This window comes from Amycolatopsis thailandensis, assembly GCF_002234405.1.
Taxonomy (GTDB): Bacteria; Actinomycetota; Actinomycetes; order Mycobacteriales; family Pseudonocardiaceae; genus Amycolatopsis; species Amycolatopsis thailandensis.
Map to the genome: position 1 here is coordinate 1 of NZ_NMQT01000010.1, position 18,082 is coordinate 18,082.

Consider the following 18,082-nt stretch of genomic DNA (forward strand, 5'->3'; position numbering starts at 1 on the left):
GGGGGCCTTCATGTACTTAGGAGGAGGCCTTCACGGACCGTCTGGCTCGCCCCCTCGTCGCATCCAGGAGCGTTCTCGGGGTGCCCGGGGGCGGTGCTTAAGTCCGTGAAGGGGCCCTTCACGGAACCTGGGTCCCTCAAGGAGTCCTTCACGGACCACCGAATCGCCTCAGGAACCCCAGTCGCCACAGTGATCTCATTCGTCACGCCCAGGCGCACGTGAAGGGGGCTTCGCGACGGTCCAAGTACATGAAGGGGTCCTTCACGGAGCTGGGCGCAAGGATGGGGGCCTTCATGTACTTGGGTGGGTCGTGAAGGCCTCCTTGCCTACTTTGAGGGTAGGAAAGGAGGCCTTCACGGACAGCCCGGGCCGCATCTAGAGGACTAAATGCGTTCTCGGCGTGATCCCGGGGCAAGTCCGTGAAGGGGCCCTTCACGGACCCTGGGTCCCTCAAGGAGTCCTTCACGGACCATCGAATCGCCTCAGGAACCTCAGTCGTCACAGCGATGTCACGCGTCCCGCCAGGCGCACGTGAAGGGGGCTTCGCGACGGTCCAAGTACATGAAGGTGTCCTTCACGGAGCCAGACGCAAGGAAGGGGGCCTTCATGTACTTGGACCGCCTAGGCCGAGCGGCCGAGGAAAGCCAGGAACCGGGTCTGCTGGTCCGCGCCCGGCTCGGGCTTCACCTTGGGCCCGAAGGTGCCCGGCGTCCGGCTGATGATCAGCCGCGCGAGGGAGAACGACGGCTTGACGATGTCGGGCTCCATCCGTACCTCGATACCGAGCGCGGAGCCCACGTCCCACGTGTGGACCAAGGTGTCGAACGTCAGCAGCGCCAGGTAGTCCGTGACAGTCGCATCAGGACGGTTGGCCGCGTACCACGCCGGGGCGGGCCGGTCGAGGACGTCGCCGGTGAGGAGAGCCGCCGCCGCTTCGCGCGTCTCGCGCCATGCGACCACCGGGTCATCGCCGGCCAGTTCGCCGGGTTTCTCGGAGCCCGCCGGCCCGTTCAGCACCGTGTACTCCCGACCTGCCAGATGGTGACACAGGACTTCAAGGCTCCAGATGACGTGACCCGCCACGTCACGCACCGTCCAGTATTCGCACGCCGACGCCGCGTCCCACCGCTCCGGTGACACCGCGGCGAGCACGGCCTCGAAGCCGTCTTGTGTCCGCTGGTAGCGGTCCAAGGTCTCGTTGGTTTCCATGGGTTCCTTACTTCAACGTCGCTTTGATGGCGTCCGTCAGCTGTTCGGCACCCGGCACCAGGGCCGTGTCGAGAGCGAGGGCATACGGGATGACGGTGCCGTCGGGACGGCAAACCCGCCTCGGCGGGGCCACCAGGTCGAACTCCTCGGCCGCCGTCGCGATGATCTCCGCTCCCAGCCCGCACATGCGGTTCGAGTCGTCGATCACGACCAGGCGCCCGGTCTTGTTCACCGATTCGCGGAGACAGTCCCAGTCGAAGGGGTAGACCGTCCTCGGGTCGACGACCTCGATGTCGGCCCGGTCGCTGAGACTTTCGGCGACCTCCAGCGCCACGCCGACGTGCTGGCCCACCGCCACCACCGTCAGGTCGTTGCCCTCGCGGACGACGTTCGCCTCTCCCAGCGGGACGATCTCTTCTTCGCCCGCGTACGCCACATCTGTCGCGCCCAGCAAGGCCGAAGGCGCGAAGAAGGCCACCGGGTCGGGATCCTGGATCGCCGACCGCAGCAGTCCGTACGCGTCCGCGGGCAGCCCCGGGACCACCGTCTTGATCCCCGCGTGGGCGAGCAGGCTGTACGGGTTGTCCGAATGCTGGCCCGCCCAGCCGAACCTCGACCCCGAACCCGAGATGAGATAGGTGACGGGGATCTGAACCTGCCCGCCGGTCATCAAGGAGAACTTGTGGGCCTGGTTCACGATCTGCTCGAAGACCAGGTAGATCAGCGAAGAGATCTGGTATTCGATCACGGGCTTCTTGCCGGCCATCGCCGCGCCGGTCCCGAAACTGGTGAAGGCCTGTTCCGACAGAGGCGTGTCCAGCACCCGTTCCGGGCCGAAGCTGTCCAGCAGCCCCGAGGTGACGCCACTCGCGCCGACACCGACGTCCTCGCCGAGCAGGAAGACGTCTTCGTCCGCCTTCATTTCGGCGTGCAGGGCGAGGTTCATCGCGTGCATGTAACCGAAGTTCTCCGGTGAAGGCAGCCCGCTCACAGGATCACCCCCGGCCGGACAGCGGCGGTTCCCGCGTACAGGTACATGAGTGCGTCCTCCGGCTCGGGTGACGCGGCGTTCGTCGCGAACTCGACCGCCTCGTCGATGGTTTCCTTGACAGCCGCGTCGATCTCGGCGACGACGTCGGCACCCAATCGCGCGCCCAGCAACGGAATCGGGTCCCGCTCGCGCCACTGCGCCACTTCGTCGCGGTCGCGGAACTCGACCCCCAGCAGTTCGAGCACGGAGTGGTGCCCGAAGAACCGGTAGGTCCGGCATTCCAGGAACGCCGGGCCCCGGCCCGCGCGACAGCCTTCGATCAGTTCCGCCGCGGCGCCCGCCACGGCCTCGACGTCCATGCCGTCGACCGTGCGCGCGACCATCCCGAAGCCTTCGGCGCGCCGTGCCGCGCCGCCCGCGAGCCCCGATTCGAGCTTGAGGCTGGTCGCGTACATGTTGTTCTCGCAGACGAAGAGGACCGGCAGGGACCAGATCGAGGCCAGGTTGAAGGCCTCCAGCAGCACACCCTGGCTCATCGCGCCGTCGCCGAAGAAGCTGACGACGACTTCCGAGTTCCCTCGCGCCTTGGCGGCCCAAGCCGCGCCGGAGGCGATCGCGCCACCGGCCCCGACGATCCCGTTGGCGCCCAGGATGCCGAGCTTCATGTCCGCCGCGTGCATCGATCCGCCGCGGCCCTTGTTGAACCCTTCGAGGGTGCCGAGGAGTTCGGCCAGCAGACGGCGCGGGTCCGCGCCCTTCGCCAGCACGTGGCCGTGCCCCCGGTGGGTGCTGGTGATGAAGTCCCGGTCCGTCAGGTTCGAGCAGATGCCGACGGCGACGGCTTCCTGCCCGATGTACGGGTGGATCCCGCCGTTGATCTCGCCGTCGATCGCCATCGCCAGACAGCGTTCTTCGAACTCCCGGATCAGTTTCATGGACCGGTACAGGTCCCTCTGACGTTCACGGCTCATTTCCGCAGCAGCCCTTCGTGTTCGGCGGTGGGACGGGACCGGACGAGCATTCTGTCGACGTACCGGAGCAGGGCTCCGTCGTCGGGGCTCGGCACGACGATCGGGGTGAACTCGCTGCTCGGCAGGCCGTCGCCGGAAGTGCCCGAAGTGGACTCGAAGAGCAGCTTCAGGATCGCGTGCTCCTCGGGGGAGTGCGCGTCGAGCGACGCGAGCCACTCGGCCACCGGCAGGGTGGCGAGCTCCGTCCCGGCGCTGCGCACGAGCCGCACCAGATGCGTGAGCCGGACCGGCCTGCTGCTCGCCAGCACGAACCGGCTGCCGTCCGGCTGCCGCTCGGTGCCGAGCCGGGCGAGCGCGCCCGCCGTCTCGTCCACCGCGATCCACGGTTCCTCGATCTCGGTGTCGGGCGCGGAGCCGAGTTCGAGGATGACCCGCAGCACCCGCAGCATGATGTCCCGCGTGTTCCCCTGTCCGGTGCGCGAATCCCCGACGATCCGGGGCAGCCGGTAGATCGCGGCGGGCAGTCCGCGTTCGTACGCGGTGGTGATCAGCCGCTCGGCGTGCGACTTGGTCTCCGCGTATCCGCTGCGGGAACCGTTCTCCTCACCGGCGGAAATGGTCGACACGAACTGCACCCGCTTGAGCCGGGTGGTGGCCGCCAGCCGGATGAGCTCGGCCGTGCCGCCCACGTTGGCGTCCGCCAACTGGTCGTAGCTGGAGAGCGCGTCGACCCAGGCTCCGTTGTGGCAGATCAGGTCGATCTCGCCCGCGAGCCGCTCGAAGGTCTCACTGGTGAGCCCGAGGCCCGGTGCCGCGAGATCACCGACCACTACCGTGATCCGTTCGTGGTCGACCTCGTCGGACAGGCCGTAGCGGTCGAGGTTCTCGCGCAGTCGCCGCCATCCCGCGTCTTCGTCCGCCGCCCGGACGAGGCACTGCACGCGGCCGCCGGTCCGGGCCAGCAACTCGCGGACCAGGTACGCGCCGACGAAGCCGGTGGCGCCGGTGAGCAGGACGTCGGAGATCCCGCCGGAACCCCGAGGTGGCAACGGATCCGGGAGGACACCGCGCAGCATCGCCTCGGGATCGAACGAGCGGACGCCGGTCGTCCGCCGCTCGCCGTTGATCTCTTCCGCCAGCTTCGCGATCGTCGGCCGTTCGAACAGGGTCCGCAACGGCAGCTCGATCTGGAGTGTCTCCCCGATCCGGACGGCCAGTTGGGCGGCCTTCAGCGAATGCCCGCCGACGTCGAAGAAGCTTTCGTCCCTGCCGACGGTGTCCCGGTCGAGGACCTGGGCCCAGATCGCGGCCAAGGCCTCCTCGGTCGGGTTCCGAGGTGGGGCGAGTTCGTCCACACGGGATTCTTCGGGTTCCGGAAGCGCCTGGGTGTCCAGCTTTCCGTTGATGGTCAACGGAAGTTCGGGGAGGGACACGAAGGCCGCGGGCACCATGTACTCGGGCAGCTCGCGTCGCAGGCGGGCACGCAGAGCGGTCTCGTCGAGAACACCCGAGACCTTGAGGTAGGCGACAAGGCTCTTCTGCCCGGACGAGTCTTCGCGGACGACGACGGCGGCCTGCGAAATGTCCTCAGTGGACAGAAGGGTCGCCTCGATCTCCCGGGGTTCGATGCGGAAACCCCGGATCTTGACCTGGTCGTCGACGCGTCCGAGGTACTCGATGTCGCCCTGGGCGTTGTGACGGACGATGTCCCCGGTCCGATACAGCCGGTCGCTGGTGGTGTCGAAGCGGTTGGGGACGAACTGTTCCTCGGTGAGTCCCGGTTGCCTTCGATAGCCTCGCGCGACACCGGCCCCGGCCACGTGCAGTTCCCCCGGCACTCCCGTCGGGGCGAGCCTGCCCTCCTCGTCGAGGACGTACACGCGGGTGTTGCCGAGCGGGCGGCCGATGGGGATACCGGTGAGCCCGGCCGGAACCGGGGCGGGGATGGGGTGGCAGGTCGCGAACGTGGTGCATTCGGTGGGCCCGTAGCCGTTGAAGAACCGAGTACCCGGTAGAGCGTCGACGGCGCGCCGGACATGGGTGACGGACAGCGCTTCGCCGCCGACGAGCAGCTTGCGGAGTCCGGTCAGCGCCGTGACGTCCTCGTCGACGATGTGGTTGAACAACGACGACGTCAGCCAGGCCGTGCCGATGCCGTGCCGGGTGATCGCGTTCGCCAGCGGCCGGGCCGTGAGGACCCGCTCGGTGGAGATCACGCAGGTGGCGCCGGTCAGGAGGGCGCCCCAGATCTCGAAAGTGGCGGCGTCGAAGGAGATCGCCGAGGCGTGCAGCACCACTTCGTCCGGGCCGAGGACGCCTTCCGGCAGCCCGGTGACGAGCCGGACGATCGACCGGTGCTCGATCTCGACGCCCTTGGGACGTCCGGTCGAGCCCGAGGTGTAGATGACGTAGGCCAGATCCCGCGGCCCCATCCTGGGTTCGAGCGCGGTCGACGGTTCCTCGTCGAGGGTGGGATCGCCGGTCAGATCGGTGGTGATCACCAGTTTGGCCCCGGCGTCGGCGAGCAGGAGCCGTTGGCGCTCCTCGGGGTACTCGGGATCGATCGGCAAGTACGCGGCGCCGGTCTTGAGGATCGCGAGCAAAGCGGTGATCACGCCGGCCGAACGCGGCAGGCACACTCCGATGACGGCGCCGGGACCGGCGTCCAGCGAGCGCAACCGGTGCGCGAGCCGGTTGGACCGGATGTCGAGTTCCGCGTACGTCAGGGCGTCCTCGCCGCAGACCAGGGCCGTCGCTCGCGGACGACGGCGGACCTGTTCGGCGAACAGCGCGGGCACCGTCGCCGGGGAAGGCAACGTCGTGGTCGTGTCGTTCCAGTCTTCCGTCAGCATCCGGATTTCCGGGTCGCTCATCATCGGCAACGCGGACAGTGACCGCTCCGCGTCGGCCGCGACGGACGCGAGCAGGTGCCGGAGGTGCCCGGTGAACCGTTCGATCGTGACCCGGTCGAACAAGGCGGCGTTGTAGTCGATCCGCGCTTCCACCACGCCGTCGCGGTCCGACACCAGGCATTCGAGGTCGAGCGGTTCCGCTTCCGTGCCGGACGGCGGAACCTCCGGCAGCGGCACGTCCACCAGCCGGAAGGCGACCTGGGTGAGGGGGTTGCGGCTGAAGTCCCGGCGGGGCACCAGTTCCTCGACGAGCCGTTCGAAGGGGACGTCCTGGTTCGCGTACGCGCCGAGCGTCGTCTCCCGCACGCGGCCCAGCAGTTCCGGGAAGGTGGGGTCGCCGGACAGATCGGTGCGCAGCACCAGCGTCTTCGCGTCGAACCCGATCGGCCCCTCCGGGCGGGTCGTGGGCGTCCCGACCAGCACGTCGGTGGTGCGCGCGTAGCGGGACAGGACCACGTCGAAGGTCGCCAGCAGCGTCGTGAACAGGGAGACGCCGTGGCGCTCGCTCACACCGCGGAGGTCGTCGGCGACACCGGGATCCACGGTGAAGGACAGCGAATCGCCGCGGTAGGACGCCACCGGCGGGCGGGCGCGGTCCGTGGCCAGCTCCAGCGCGGCGGGCGCGTCGTCGAGCTGCTTCCGCCAGTAGTCGACCTGCCCGCGCAGGGCTTCGAAGATCGGCTCGTCGGGGTGCTGGAGCGTGTGCTCGACGAGCCGGACGAGACGGCTGACGAGCCGGGTGGCGGTGGAGCGGTCGAAGAGGCTGGACCGGAAGACCAGCGAGCCGTGCAGTTTGCCGTCCTGGACGTGGGTGACGAGCTCCAGATCGAACCGGGTGGCCACGCCCGCCCACGGCACGCTGGAGATCTCGCTTTCGCCGGAAGGCGGGATCTCTCCATTGTGGACGACCACGACGTCGAAGATCGCGTTGCGCCCGGCGTCCCGTTCGGGCCGGACCTCCGCGACCACCTGGTCGAACGGCGCCTGCTGATGCGCGTAGGCGTCGACCATCTTCGTGCGGGCCACCTTCAGCAGCTCGCGGAACGTCATCGACGGGGTGATGTGCGCGCGCAGCACCACGGTGTTCACGAAGAAGCCGAGGACGTCGGCGAACCGGCGGTCGTCGCGACCGGCCAGCACCGTGCCGATCGTGATGTCCTCCTGTCCCGAATGGAGGGACAACAGCGCCTGGAACACCGCGGCCACCGCGCTGGAGAGCGCGCACCGGTTCCGCAGGGCGAACGCGGAGAAGGCCTTGGTGAGCTCGGCGGGGAGCTCGAAATCGACGTGGTCGCCCGCGAAACCGGGATTGCCCGAACGCGGCCTGTCCGTCGGCAGCCGCAGCGGCTGGAAACCGTCGAGCTCCCGCCGCCAGTAGTCGAGGTGGTCCGCCACGGAGCCGGTGCCGGCGCGCTGCGCCGCGACGAACTCCTCGTACGTCACATCGAGCGCCGCGGGCGTCTCCGACCGGTACAGCGTGACGACGTCCTCGGTCACGATCTGGATGGACCGGCCGTCGGTGATGATGTGGTGGTTCACCAGGCACAGCACCGCCGAACCGTCGGCGCATTCGACGACCATCGCGCGGATGGGCGGCGCGGCCGCGAGATCGAACGGTTCGCTGACCAGGTCGGCCGTGTGCTTCTGCCACTCGTGCTCGCCGGGGCCCGCGGTCCGCCGCGCCACCGGGATCCGGAAGTCCGGCGCCGGCACGGCGGTGGGGGTGCCCGATCCGTCCACGACGAACCGCCACCGGAGCACCGGGTGACGCTCGACGAGCGCGCCGAGCGCCCGGTCGAGGGCCTCGAAGTCGACGCCGTCGTGGAACCGGAAGACGATCGGAATGTTGTACGCGGCGCTGGTCCGGTCGAGTTGCTGCACCAGCCAGAGCCGCTCCTGCCCGAGCGACAACCTCATCGATTTCTCCTTTATCCGGCGTTCGCTCGTCGGGCGGCGGCCTCGCGGTCCGTCGCGGCTTCGATCAGGGCCTTTTCGTCGGCTTTCCCGTTGCGGGTGAGCGGGATCTCGTCGACGACCACCCACAGGGCGGGTAACGCGTAGCTCGGGAGCTGCTGTGCCAGGAACGCCCGCAGGGAACGGGGTTCCGTGTCCTCGCCGGGGTTCACCACGATGGCCGCCACGAGCTGGGGGCTTTGGCCCGGTTGCCTGGCGACCACGATCACGGCGTCGCGGATGCCTGGGTGACGGGCGAGGATGGCGCCGATCTCCTCGGTTTCAATGCGATGGCCGTCGAGTTTGATCTGCTTGTCCGCGCGGCCGAGGAAGAGCACGTCGCCGTTCGGGTCGAGCCGGACCAGATCGCCGGTGCGGTACAGGCGTTCGTCCACGTCCGGCGAGAAGTGGCCGAACCGTTCGTTCGTTTCGGCCTCGTCGTCGAGATAGCCGTCGGCCAGCCCCGATCCGGACGTGTACAGCTCACCGATCGCGCCCGGCGGGACGAGCCGGGCGTTCCGGTCGAGCACGAAGACCTTGGTGCCCGCGATCGGCTTGCCGATGGGGAGCGGGCCGGTGATCTCCGTGCTGTCCCGCACGGTGTGCGTGGTGGTGAACGTGGTGTTCTCGGTGGGCCCGTAGCCGTTCGTGATCACCAGCCCGGGGTAGGACCCGAGCACCCGCGCCGCCGCGTCGTGGGGGACGACCTCACCGCCGCTCAGGAGCCAGCGGAGCCCGGCGAGGGTCTGCGGCCGGGACTTGACGACCAGCCGGAACAGGCTGGCGGTCAGCCAGGCGACCGAGATCTTCCGCTCGGTGAAGAACTTTTCGAGCTTCCTCACCGACGGGAGCCGTCCGGGGAAGGCCTCCAGCGTCCCGCCGTTGAGCAACGTCACCCAGATCTCGTACGTCGACGCGTCGAACGCCAGCGGCGCCATCCGCAGCACGTGGTCACCGGGACGCGTGCGGAGTTCCGTCGTCCGCGCGAGCCGCGTCACCGCGCGATGCGGGACGACGACACCCTTCGGTTCACCGGTGGATCCGGAGGTGAACGCGACGTACGCGGTCCTTTGTGGATCGTCGTGGCCGGGAGACGGCGGCTCCGCGTCCGCGTCGATTTCTTCCCCGGGGAGCCAGGAATCGACACGGGCGAGGTCACTCAAGGTGGGATGGCCCGCCGCGGCGGCGTCGACCACGGCGGCCGCGGGGGCCAGCTTGCCGATGATCCTCGCCAACCGGGCTTCGGGCGCGTCGTCGTCGAATCCCGCGTAGGCGGCGCCCGCCCGGATGATCCCGAGCAGCGCCACGATCTCGCCGACGGACCTCCGGGTCGCGACGAGCACCGTGTCACCGGGCCGCACCCCGGCACGCCGCAGCACCTCGGCGTACCGATCGGCGGCCGACGCGAGCTGCCCGTAGGTCAGCTCGGCGCCCGCGTCACGGACCGCGACCTCCCTCGGGCGGAGCCGCACCTGCTCCAGGAACAGGGTTTCGATGTCGGCGTCAGGGGTGTCTTCGCCTGCCAGCGCGTCGAGGATCCGGCGGCGTTCCGGCGCGATGCAGCGCACGTCTTCGAGGAGACCGTCGAAGGAGAGCAGCTCGTCCACCGCGGTGGCGACGTCGGCGACGAACCCGTGCGCGGCGTCCGGCACCTCGGTGACGAAGCGGACCTCCCCGGACCGCAGATCCTTGTGCAGGGAGGACAGCACGAGATCCACCGGCCCGTCTTCGATGACGCCGATCGGATGGACCGACTCCAGGAAGCCGCCGACGAGCGCCCGGTCGTCGACCCGGACCCGGATCACCCTGCCCGCGACCGAGATCGCGGCCTCGTCCGCCGCGGTCCACCGGCACAGCGTGACCGCGAAGGCGGCCAGCACCAGCTTCGCGCGGTTGTACTCGGAGGTCTCGGCCGCGAGCCCGGTCTTCAGGTCGTAGGGGGCCGTGAGTGCGTCATGCATCGGCCTTGCGCTCCAGCCGGACGTGAAGGTGATCGGGGCGCCGGAAGATGTGGCCCCGCTCCCGCAGCCGCCAGAAACCCTGCCGGATGCCGTCGAGCGAACCGCCGAGCCGGACGCCGCCGAACCGGTGCGACAACCGCTCGAACAGCGTGTCGAACTCCGCCAGAGCCAGCTGGATGCCCAGGCAGGTGTGCGGGCCCGCCGAGAACGCCAGCAGGCGCTGGTCGGTGCGGTCCGGGCGCCAGCTGTCCGGGTCCTCGAACGCGTTCTCGTCGCGGCTGGCGCTGCCCAGGGACAGCAGCAGCGCGGACCGGCGCGGGATGTCCACCCCGTGGAGGTTCAGGTCGGTGGTCGCGTACCTGAGGATGGTGTGGCTCGGCGGTTCCCACCGCAGCGTCTCGCGGACGACCTGGGTCCGGTAGTCCTTGTCCGCCAGCGTCGACAGCTCGACGTCGTGCGCCAGGACGGCGTACATGATCTTGCCGATGGTGGCGACGCTCGTCTCGGTGCCGGCCAGCAGGAATAGCGTGGCCGTGCCCAGCATGGACTCGTCGACCGGTTCGCCCGGCGGGAAGACGAGGTCGAGGAACGGCATCCGGTCGCCGTCGGCGCGGGCGGCGAGCTTGTCCTTCAGGTACTCGATCAGCTCCGCCTTGGCCGTGAGCGCCGAGTCCAGCGAGGTCGCCGGGAACTCGATCGCGCCCGCCAGCGGGAGGACCCGGGGACGCAGCCACGCCGCGTCTTCCGGCGGCAGGCCGAACAGCCGGGTGACCATCGCGTAGGGCACCCCGACGGCGACCCGCTCCATGAACTCGACGTCGACCTCGTCCCGGGACCCCATCTCGGCCTCGATCGAGTCGAGCACCTGGTCCACCGCGGGGACGAGGATCTCGGTGCGCAGCCGTTTCACCGAACCGCCCGCGAACAGCGGCATGAACAGCTTGCGCAGATCACGGTGCCGCGGGCCGTCGGTGTCGAGCAGCGTCCGGCCGAACAACCGGCGGCTGCTGCGCATCGGGAACCCGCTGCCGACCTGCCGGTCCGACAGCAGCTCCTGGACGTCCTCGAACCGCGTGATCAGGAAGGCGTTGAAGGCCGACGACCAGTGCACCGGGTCCGATCGCCGGAGTTCCTTGTAGATGTTCCAGGGGTCGGCGAGGAATTCGTCCGAACTGAAGTCGAGACTTACCTTCGTGGGACTCATTTGTCGCCTCCGTTGCCGACCAGCTCGGTCCGGGACTTCAATTGGCGGGCGGCTTCTTCGGAAGTGAGCCGGATGGACTCCGCGGTGCCCTCGAACCCGCCGACGAGGGTGGGCACGATCTCGTGCGCGATCGTCGTCAGCTGATCGAGGGTCGCTCGGTGCGAGACCCACCGGGGGACGAAGAAGTTCAGCGAGACCGGGTCGCCGACACGATCCATCAGGTCGCGGATCCGCTCGGCGCAGGTCGCGGCGTCCCCGACGATGAACCCGCCCGTGTCGACGAGGTTCTGCAGGGTCTTGCGGTGCGCGACCGGGGAGTCCGGGATGGGCATGCCCAGGGTGTTCCGGTACAGGCCGCGGCGCAGCGCTGAGAAACCCTCCAGCAGTTCTTCGACACCGGCGGCGGGGGAGTCGGCGACGTGGACGAAGACGTTGCACCGGATCCGGGTGCCGCCCGCGGATTTGTTCCGGTAGGACTCGACCCGCTCGATCAGCGCGCCGACCGGATCCGGGTCCATCCCGGGCCGGATGGAACCCCACGGCGGTGCCACGTGGACGGTCGGGGTCGTCGCGGTGTCCGTCAGGAGTTCGATACCGGCAGGGCTCAGCGAAGACGCGACAACGGTTTCGATGGCGCCGGGGCCCCTGAGCGGCTGGAGCTGAAGCACGGCCTTTTTCACGCTGAACCACGGAGTCGTGGTGTTGACCGTCTCGCCGTTGAGGAGCGCTTGCACCGTGCCCAGCGCGGCGCGGAAATGATCGCGGACCGAGGCCGGATCCACCCCGATCATCTCCATGTCGTGCACGTAGGTGCCCGTTCCGACGCCCAGGATCGCCCGGCCCGCGCTGAGGTGATCGAGCAGCACGATCCGCTCCGCGACATGCAGGGGGTGGTGATAGGGCAGCGGGATCACGCCGGTGGCGAACCGGATGCGGCGGGTTTCCCGCGCCAGCGCCGCCATCAGCATTTCCGGGGAGCTGAGCGTGCTCCAGCCGCTGGAGTGGTGCTCGCCGAGCCAGATCTCGTCGAAACCCAGGTCGTCGGCGACGCCGCACACTTCGATGTCGCGGTGCAGCGACGCGTGGGGGCTGACCGAGGGGTCGTGGAACGGGGGCAGGAAGAGGCCGAATGCCTTGGTGTCCATGGTGATCCTTTGTCTGTGGAGGAATTCGCTGTCGGCGGACGACGGTGCCGGCTCAGGCCGAAGGCACCTGTTCCAGCAGGTAGTCGCAGAACTTGTCCACAGTGGTCAGATCCTCGTTCTCTTCGAGGTCGATGAACACGTCGAGCTTCGTTTCGATCTTCTCGATGAGCGCCAGGTACTCGATCGAGCTCATGCCCGTCTCGGGAAACTCGGTGTCCGCCTCGATGGTCTGGTTTTCCAGAACGCCGCCTGCGACTTCGGACAGGAGGGAGAAGATCTGCTGACGTAGTTCCGCCCGCGCGTCTACCGCGTTCATGTTTCCCCTTTGATCGAATCTGCGCCGGATGAGGGCATGCAGACGAGTCCGGAATAGTGTTTTCACTGCGGGTGAGGTCGGCGAAAAGTGGATCAGCGGTTTCCGGTGATTCCTGCCGACGTGCCCCAGATGCCCGTCAGTGCGGGCGAGTTCGCACTATTCTGACCCGAGCCGCCTACGGTTCGCAACAGTCCGCGTCACCGGTTTTTCCGGATTCCCCGGCCGTTCGCGGCACAGGGAACACGCACAAAAGAAGGGGACTTTCCTCATGCGGAAAGTCCCCTTCAGGTCAAGAGATCCGGTGGTGCCCGGTCGGTTCAGCGACGGCGCTTCTGCAGCAGTTCCACGAACTGCCGCCAATCCTCCGCTCGCGCCTTGGCGAGTTCGGAGATCAACTCCAGCCGGTGTTCGGGGATGTTCCTGGCGACCTGATCCCACTGATCACGATCGTTCAGATGCCCGTCCAGCAACCGAACCAGGGTCCGTCCCGATTCGGTGTAGCGGATGGTGGGGTCGGAGCGGAGCCGTTCCACCGCCGCTTGGTTGTCGGCGATCTGCGCGCTCGCGAGGTCGACGGCGTCGGCCTGCCGGGGGCGCGGCCTCGTCACCGTGCGTGCCGGTTCCTCGCGGCGGCCATGCCGGTGCCGGACGTCGTGCGCGGTCGCGACGGAAACGCCCGCGCCGCGCGCGATTTCGCGGATCGAGGCGGTGGGGTTGCTCGCGATCAATTCGTGGGCGCGCCGCCTGCCCTGGGCCGGATCCAGCGCACGGACGCGTCCGTCGCGGCCGATGTGGGCGTTCGGCTGGGGAACTTCCCCAGTCGAACGGCGTACCTTGCCGACCGTCTTGTGGGACAGGCCGGTGACCGCGGCGATGGCGCGATCGGACCACTGGGGGCGGACTTCGAGGATCCGGCGGGCGGCGGTCTTGCGGTCGGCGAGGGAGAGCGGCAGGCCATGGGTGATGTTCGACTTCACCGCGAGGATGAAGGCGGCCTGGTCGTCCCCGTCGAAGAACCGCGCGTCGATCGCGACGGCGTTCTTCAGCTTGGCCGCCTGGAGCCGGTGCAGCCCGTCGATCACCCGCATCGTGGGACGGTGCACCAGGATCGGCGGCAGCGGGGCGTCCGTTTCGGCGAGCATCCGGGCGTGGGCGGGATCGACTCCCGCCGCCCTCGGGGAGTCTTCGGCGCACAGCGTGTCGAGCGGTACCTCGACGACCTCGCCCAACGGCGGATCCGAGCCGGCCGCCACCCAGTCACTTTCCCGTCTGGCCACGGGTATCTGTGCGTCGTCCACCTGTTTTTCCTTGTGCCAGTTCAACATCTTCTAGCCCCCAGAGCACTTCGGATCATGTCAAACCTTTTCCACTATTCAATCCAGTGTGTGAACTTGTCAAGTTCGACGAGTCGCAATCGGGGGCTCCCGCTCGCTGGGGTGTTCGACTGCCGACTCGGTGAACTCGAATACCGTCACCGTTCGGGTCACGGCGGTGTCCAAGGGCTCTTCTTGACGGGACTGAGCTCTCCGGGCAGCCTGGTCGAAGAGCTACCGCGCGCCGGGATCGCAGGATGGAGGATGATGACGGCAGGGTGAACACGATGTTGTCCATCCGCGGTAAAGGGCGGTAAAAGAGCGCCGCGTGAAAACGGTGTGAAACCACGTTTCGGACCCGGCGATTAATCGGCATCGGGCACCGCAATTCTTCGGGCTCGGAAGAATCTCCTTTTGCGACCCTTCGGCCTCGCGTGGCTCGGCCGGTCGGGCCAAACCCGGCTGCTCCGCCTGAGCGCGCGGGCGCCCTCCCCGGTGTAACGGCCAAGGGTCGACCGTCGACTGTCAGCAGGATCGACGACGGTGGTGCCGGGTCTGGGAGGGCGTGTGGCTGGTAGGAAACCCGCGAACCGTCGCAAGAAGACGTCGAAGTCGCGGCAAACCGGGCTGGGCAAGGTCATGAAGAGCCCGGCGGCGGCCGTCGCGAGTCTGGCGGTCGCGGGCGCGAGCCTGGCCGTGGCGGTGACCGGCCCGGCTCCCGACCTCTTCAAGAGCGAGACCAAACCCGCCAGCCTCACCATGGAGCCGATCAACAAACGCGGCGTCACCGAATACGTCCTGCCGCTGGACGCGCGCTTCGAGGAGATGCCGGCGGGGGTCAACGGCTATTGCTCGGAGCCGGTGATCGAGTGGCTTCGCAAGACCGGCAAGGAGGTTCCCCCGTATCAACGGGTTTCCCTCAGGAACACCGCGCAGGACGGCGCGATGCTCGCGGTCAGCAACGTGCGGGCCGCGGACCTGCGCAAGTACGATCCCCAGCCGGTCATCCGGTTCGTGTGTCCCGACGGCGGCAACGCGGACACGGCGGTCCTCCACCTGAAACTCGATCAAGATCCGCAGGCCCAACAGGTGGACAACGACTCCCACGGCACGAAGCCGTTCGCCTTCAACCTGGCGCCCGGCGAACAAGGGAACATCGAACTGCATCTGCTCGGCGACCTCGGGCATAGCTACTCGGGCCGGATCGTCGCCGACGTCGCCACCGGTGCTCAGGTGGAGACCGTTTCCCTGCCACTCAACGGAAACCGCGACGGCTTCGACCGGGTGAGCGCCGGGAAGTTCGCGCGCCTCGCGGTTTCGCCGAGTATGCGGCCAGGATCCTTTTCGTGCTCGACGTCGCCACCGGGCACGGTGATCGACGAATCGTCCTCCAACTCCGGCCTGAGCGAATGCTCTCCCGGCGACATCCGGGCGCTGGTCGCGGAGATCGCGAAGACGCCATGAACGTTCGAGCGCTGTGGATCGTCGTGATCGTGGTCCTGCTCGCGGCGGCGGGGATCTTCGTGTTCCGGTCGCTGAGCGGTGAGGAACCGGCAGCCACCGGGACCTCCGCGCCGCCCGCCACCTCCGCGCCGCCCAGTTCCGCCGGTGCGGACTTCGTCGACCCGCGACCACAAACCCCGACGACGGTGGTGAACGTCGTGGGAGTGACTGCCTCGGGTGACCCGGCCCCGGGCTTCACCGTCACGGAAGATTCAGGCGATGTCGAGATCACCGGCTGTTTCGCTTCGCGCGCTTCCGTGTCACCGGGGGTGGTCAGTTGCGGCTCGACCGCCGCGGGCGCGGACGTCTGCTGGACCACCCCGAACCGCGCCACTCTGCTCTGTGGGACCACACCGTGGGAAAAGTCGCTCAGGCGGATGAAGACCTCGGAGAAGGTCGGCGCCATCGCCGCGGAGGCGGAACCCTTGCCTTGGGGACTGGAGCTGGCCACCGGCGCGCGGTGCCGGCTCCGCAACGGCGGATCATGGCCAGGACGTGCGGACGACTACGTCGGCTACTACGACTGCGGCAGCGAGTCGTTCTACGTCGTGGGAAAACAGGACGACGGACCCGTCCAGCGGTCGGGCCCCGTGTGGACCGCGCTGGTCGGAGGCCTCAGCGGCGACAACGCCGAGTTCCCTCCGCCGACTAAGATCAGGATCGTCACCGCGTACTTCGCCGCGCGGGCCTGACCCCGGTGGAGGTGTGCTCCGTGATGAAGCGATTCGCGGAGACCCTGGGGGTGCTGGCGATCATCTGGGGCACCTGGTTCGCGACGACTTTGCCGTTCGGCGTCAGCGACCTTCACTTCTCTCTCGTTTTCGCCACCGTCTTGACCGCGGTCACGGTGATCAGCGCCGGGATGGGCAAGCTGGTGAAACGGGCCGCGGAAGGGTGGAAGAGGAGCAGGCGGAGACGCTGACACGGAACCGTGGGCGATCCTCGCGGGGCCGGCCCGCCCCGGCGAGAAGCCGGGACGGGCCGGCGGGTGTCACGAGTGCTGCGAAACGACGCCAGGCCGCGCGGCCGCCGAGGTTCCCGCCGTCGGCACCGGCAGCGGATGCGGCGCGATGTCGAGATCACCGTTCGGGAGCAGGCCGTCGACGAGGTATTCCTTGCCGATCCGCTGCGCCTCCCGGTTGACCATCGCCGGATGGCTGCCGAACACGCAGTGGGTGCCCGCGCCGCGTTCGGTCACCAGCACCGAACTGGGCAGTCGCTCGTGCATCGCGACCGTGTTCGCGTACGGCGTCGCGGAGTCCCCTTCGACGCCGAAAACCAGGATCGGCGGCAGGTTCTTCCCCGACGGCACGATCCGCTGGTCATGCACCGGCCAGTTGGCGCACGCGGACGGGATCGACACGTTGTACCAGGCGAAATCGCTGGTCTTGGCCAGCTCGCCGAAGTCGCGTTCGATCTTCGTCCGGTCCGTGGGCGCGTCGGAGTCGACGCAGGCGATCGAGATCATGCCCGCGATGAAGCTCTCGCCCGCCGCTCCACCCGACGGCGTCGCCCAGTCCAGCACGGCGCGATCGTCACCGCGCAGGACGTAGTCGGCCATCGCCTTCGCGAGGGGCTCCCAGTAGAGCTCGTGCGAGAGGTTGGCGATGTAGACGTCCAACAGCTCCACCGCGCCGACGTTCTTCAACGGCCCGCGCGGCGCCTTCCGGAAGTCGCCGAGCAGCTTCTGCCAGGCCGCGTTCACCTCGGCGTGGGTCTTGCCGAGGTGGAACACGTTGTCGTACTGGGCGATCCAGCTCAGGTAGGCGTGTTCGCGGGCCACTCCGGCGGTGACCTGACCGGTCGAGTTCCCGTACCACATCTGCGGTTCCACCGGGTTCATCGAGCTGTCGAGGACCATCCGGTCGATCCGGTCCGGATACCGCTCGGCGTACGCGCTGCCGAGGTAGGTGCCGTAGGAATAACCCAGGTAGCTGATCTTCTCCTCGCCGAGCAGCGTGCGGACGCGGTCCATGTCCTGGATGACGTTGCGGCTGCCGGTGGACTTCAGCTGGTCGCCGTTCTTCTCCGCGCACGAGCGGGCGAACGCCTTCCAGCGCTCCCAGCTCTTGTCCCGCTCCTCGGGCCGGTCGGGGTCGGGCTGAAGCTGACGCCAGTAGTCCTCGCCGACGCAGCTGAGCGGCCGGCTGTGGCCGGTGCCGCGGGAATCGAGGCCGACGACGTCGTAGGCCTCGAGCACTTCCTTGGGCAGCCGGGTGTACCCGGTCGCGTCCGGAAGGGACAACTTGCCCGCCTGCATCACCGCCGAACCCGCCGGGCCGCCGGGATTGACGAACAGCACGCCCCGTCGCTTCGCCGGGTCGGTGCTGGTGTGTTTCGAGACGAGCACGTCCATCCGCGCGCCGAACGGCCGCGAATAGTCGAGCGGGACGTTGACCGTCGCGCATTTCAGTGCCGGATACGCCTGAGCGACATCCGCCGGGCAAGCCCCGAAGTCGAGCTGCGAAGCGGCATGCGCCGGTGCACTGACGGCCGCCGCGGTGCTCATCGTGAGCAGCGCGGACAGACCGATGGTGAGGAATTTCCTCATTCGAACCCCCAGTTCGATCGGACCTGGGGGACTGTAGCGACAAGTCCGACGTG

The 18,082-nt window shown here is 68.4% G+C and carries 13 protein-coding genes; 3 read left to right on the top strand and 10 right to left on the bottom strand.

The window, feature by feature from the left end; all coding sequences use genetic code 11:
* Window positions 1-621: 621 nt before the first annotated feature.
* The 9 genes from CFP71_RS02295 to CFP71_RS02335 form a co-directional block, all read right to left on the bottom strand.
* Entirely contained in the window at window positions 622-1,209 is a 588-nt protein-coding gene (locus CFP71_RS02295; RefSeq protein ID WP_093932158.1) for a TIGR03086 family metal-binding protein, read from the bottom strand.
* A gap of 7 nt (window positions 1,210-1,216) precedes the next feature.
* The gene (locus tag CFP71_RS02300; protein WP_208635857.1) at window positions 1,217-2,200 is read right to left on the bottom strand and encodes an alpha-ketoacid dehydrogenase subunit beta; all 984 of its coding nucleotides are present in this window, start codon (window positions 2,198-2,200) and stop codon (window positions 1,217-1,219) included.
* A complete protein-coding gene (locus CFP71_RS02305; protein WP_244199531.1) occupies window positions 2,197-3,135 on the bottom strand; it encodes a thiamine pyrophosphate-dependent dehydrogenase E1 component subunit alpha in 939 nt (312 codons plus the stop codon). Before CFP71_RS02305 ends, CFP71_RS02300 begins: the two co-directional genes overlap by 4 nt.
* Before the next feature lie 32 nt (window positions 3,136-3,167).
* Window positions 3,168-8,000: a non-ribosomal peptide synthetase gene (locus CFP71_RS02310; protein WP_093932161.1), complete on the bottom strand. Its 4,833-nt coding sequence runs from the start codon at window positions 7,998-8,000 to the stop codon at window positions 3,168-3,170.
* A gap of 11 nt (window positions 8,001-8,011) precedes the next feature.
* Window positions 8,012-9,997, bottom strand: coding sequence for an amino acid adenylation domain-containing protein (locus tag CFP71_RS02315; protein ID WP_093932162.1), 1,986 nt, complete (start codon window positions 9,995-9,997; stop codon window positions 8,012-8,014).
* Window positions 9,990-11,201 carry a cytochrome P450 gene (locus CFP71_RS02320; protein ID WP_093932163.1) on the bottom strand — a complete coding sequence of 404 codons (1,212 nt, stop codon included), beginning with the start codon at window positions 11,199-11,201 and terminating at the stop codon, window positions 9,990-9,992. The genes CFP71_RS02315 and CFP71_RS02320 overlap by 8 nt, the downstream gene beginning before the upstream one ends.
* On the bottom strand, window positions 11,198-12,346 hold the full coding sequence (locus CFP71_RS02325; RefSeq protein ID WP_093932164.1) for an LLM class flavin-dependent oxidoreductase: 1,149 nt from the start codon (window positions 12,344-12,346) through the stop codon (window positions 11,198-11,200). The genes CFP71_RS02320 and CFP71_RS02325 overlap by 4 nt, the downstream gene beginning before the upstream one ends.
* A 52-nt stretch (window positions 12,347-12,398) precedes the next feature.
* The gene (locus CFP71_RS02330; protein WP_093932165.1) at window positions 12,399-12,662 is read right to left on the bottom strand and encodes an acyl carrier protein; all 264 of its coding nucleotides are present in this window, start codon (window positions 12,660-12,662) and stop codon (window positions 12,399-12,401) included.
* 317 nt (window positions 12,663-12,979) lie between these two features.
* The gene (locus CFP71_RS02335) at window positions 12,980-13,960 is read right to left on the bottom strand and encodes a ParB/RepB/Spo0J family partition protein (protein ID WP_244199532.1); all 981 of its coding nucleotides are present in this window, start codon (window positions 13,958-13,960) and stop codon (window positions 12,980-12,982) included.
* A gap of 582 nt (window positions 13,961-14,542) precedes the next feature.
* Between CFP71_RS02335 and CFP71_RS02340 the strand changes: the two genes are divergently transcribed.
* Genes CFP71_RS02340 through CFP71_RS02350 form a run of 3 tightly spaced genes read left to right on the top strand, consistent with a single transcriptional unit; the run spans window position 14,543 to window position 16,400 of the window.
* A complete protein-coding gene (locus CFP71_RS02340; protein ID WP_093932166.1) occupies window positions 14,543-15,439 on the top strand; it encodes a hypothetical protein in 897 nt (298 codons plus the stop codon).
* On the top strand, window positions 15,436-16,170 hold the full coding sequence (locus tag CFP71_RS02345; RefSeq protein WP_093932167.1) for a hypothetical protein: 735 nt from the start codon (window positions 15,436-15,438) through the stop codon (window positions 16,168-16,170). The genes CFP71_RS02340 and CFP71_RS02345 overlap by 4 nt, the downstream gene beginning before the upstream one ends.
* Window positions 16,171-16,190: 20 nt before the next feature.
* Window positions 16,191-16,400: a hypothetical protein gene (locus CFP71_RS02350; RefSeq protein ID WP_143267027.1), complete on the top strand. Its 210-nt coding sequence runs from the start codon at window positions 16,191-16,193 to the stop codon at window positions 16,398-16,400.
* A 69-nt stretch (window positions 16,401-16,469) separates the two neighbouring features.
* Here the strand turns inward: CFP71_RS02350 and CFP71_RS02355 are convergent, their stop codons facing one another.
* A complete protein-coding gene (locus CFP71_RS02355; protein WP_093932169.1) occupies window positions 16,470-18,029 on the bottom strand; it encodes an alpha/beta hydrolase in 1,560 nt (519 codons plus the stop codon).
* Window positions 18,030-18,082: the final 53 nt, after the last annotated feature.

Bases quoted from the DNA above. Each gene is read 5' to 3' on its own strand.
- CFP71_RS02295 (WP_093932158.1), bottom strand. From the start codon at position 1,209: ATGGAAACCAACGAGACCTTGGACCGCTACCAGCGGACACAAGACGGC.
- CFP71_RS02305 (WP_244199531.1), bottom strand. From the start codon at position 3,135: ATGAAACTGATCCGGGAGTTCGAAGAACGCTGTCTGGCGATGGCGATC.
- CFP71_RS02310 (WP_093932161.1), bottom strand. From the start codon at position 8,000: ATGAGGTTGTCGCTCGGGCAGGAGCGGCTCTGGCTGGTGCAGCAACTC.
- CFP71_RS02315 (WP_093932162.1), bottom strand. From the start codon at position 9,997: ATGCATGACGCACTCACGGCCCCCTACGACCTGAAGACCGGGCTCGCG.
- CFP71_RS02320 (WP_093932163.1), bottom strand. From the start codon at position 11,201: ATGAGTCCCACGAAGGTAAGTCTCGACTTCAGTTCGGACGAATTCCTC.
- CFP71_RS02325 (WP_093932164.1), bottom strand. From the start codon at position 12,346: ATGGACACCAAGGCATTCGGCCTCTTCCTGCCCCCGTTCCACGACCCC.
- CFP71_RS02330 (WP_093932165.1), bottom strand. From the start codon at position 12,662: ATGAACGCGGTAGACGCGCGGGCGGAACTACGTCAGCAGATCTTCTCC.
- CFP71_RS02345 (WP_093932167.1), top strand. From the start codon at position 15,436: ATGAACGTTCGAGCGCTGTGGATCGTCGTGATCGTGGTCCTGCTCGCG.
- CFP71_RS02355 (WP_093932169.1), bottom strand. From the start codon at position 18,029: ATGAGGAAATTCCTCACCATCGGTCTGTCCGCGCTGCTCACGATGAGC.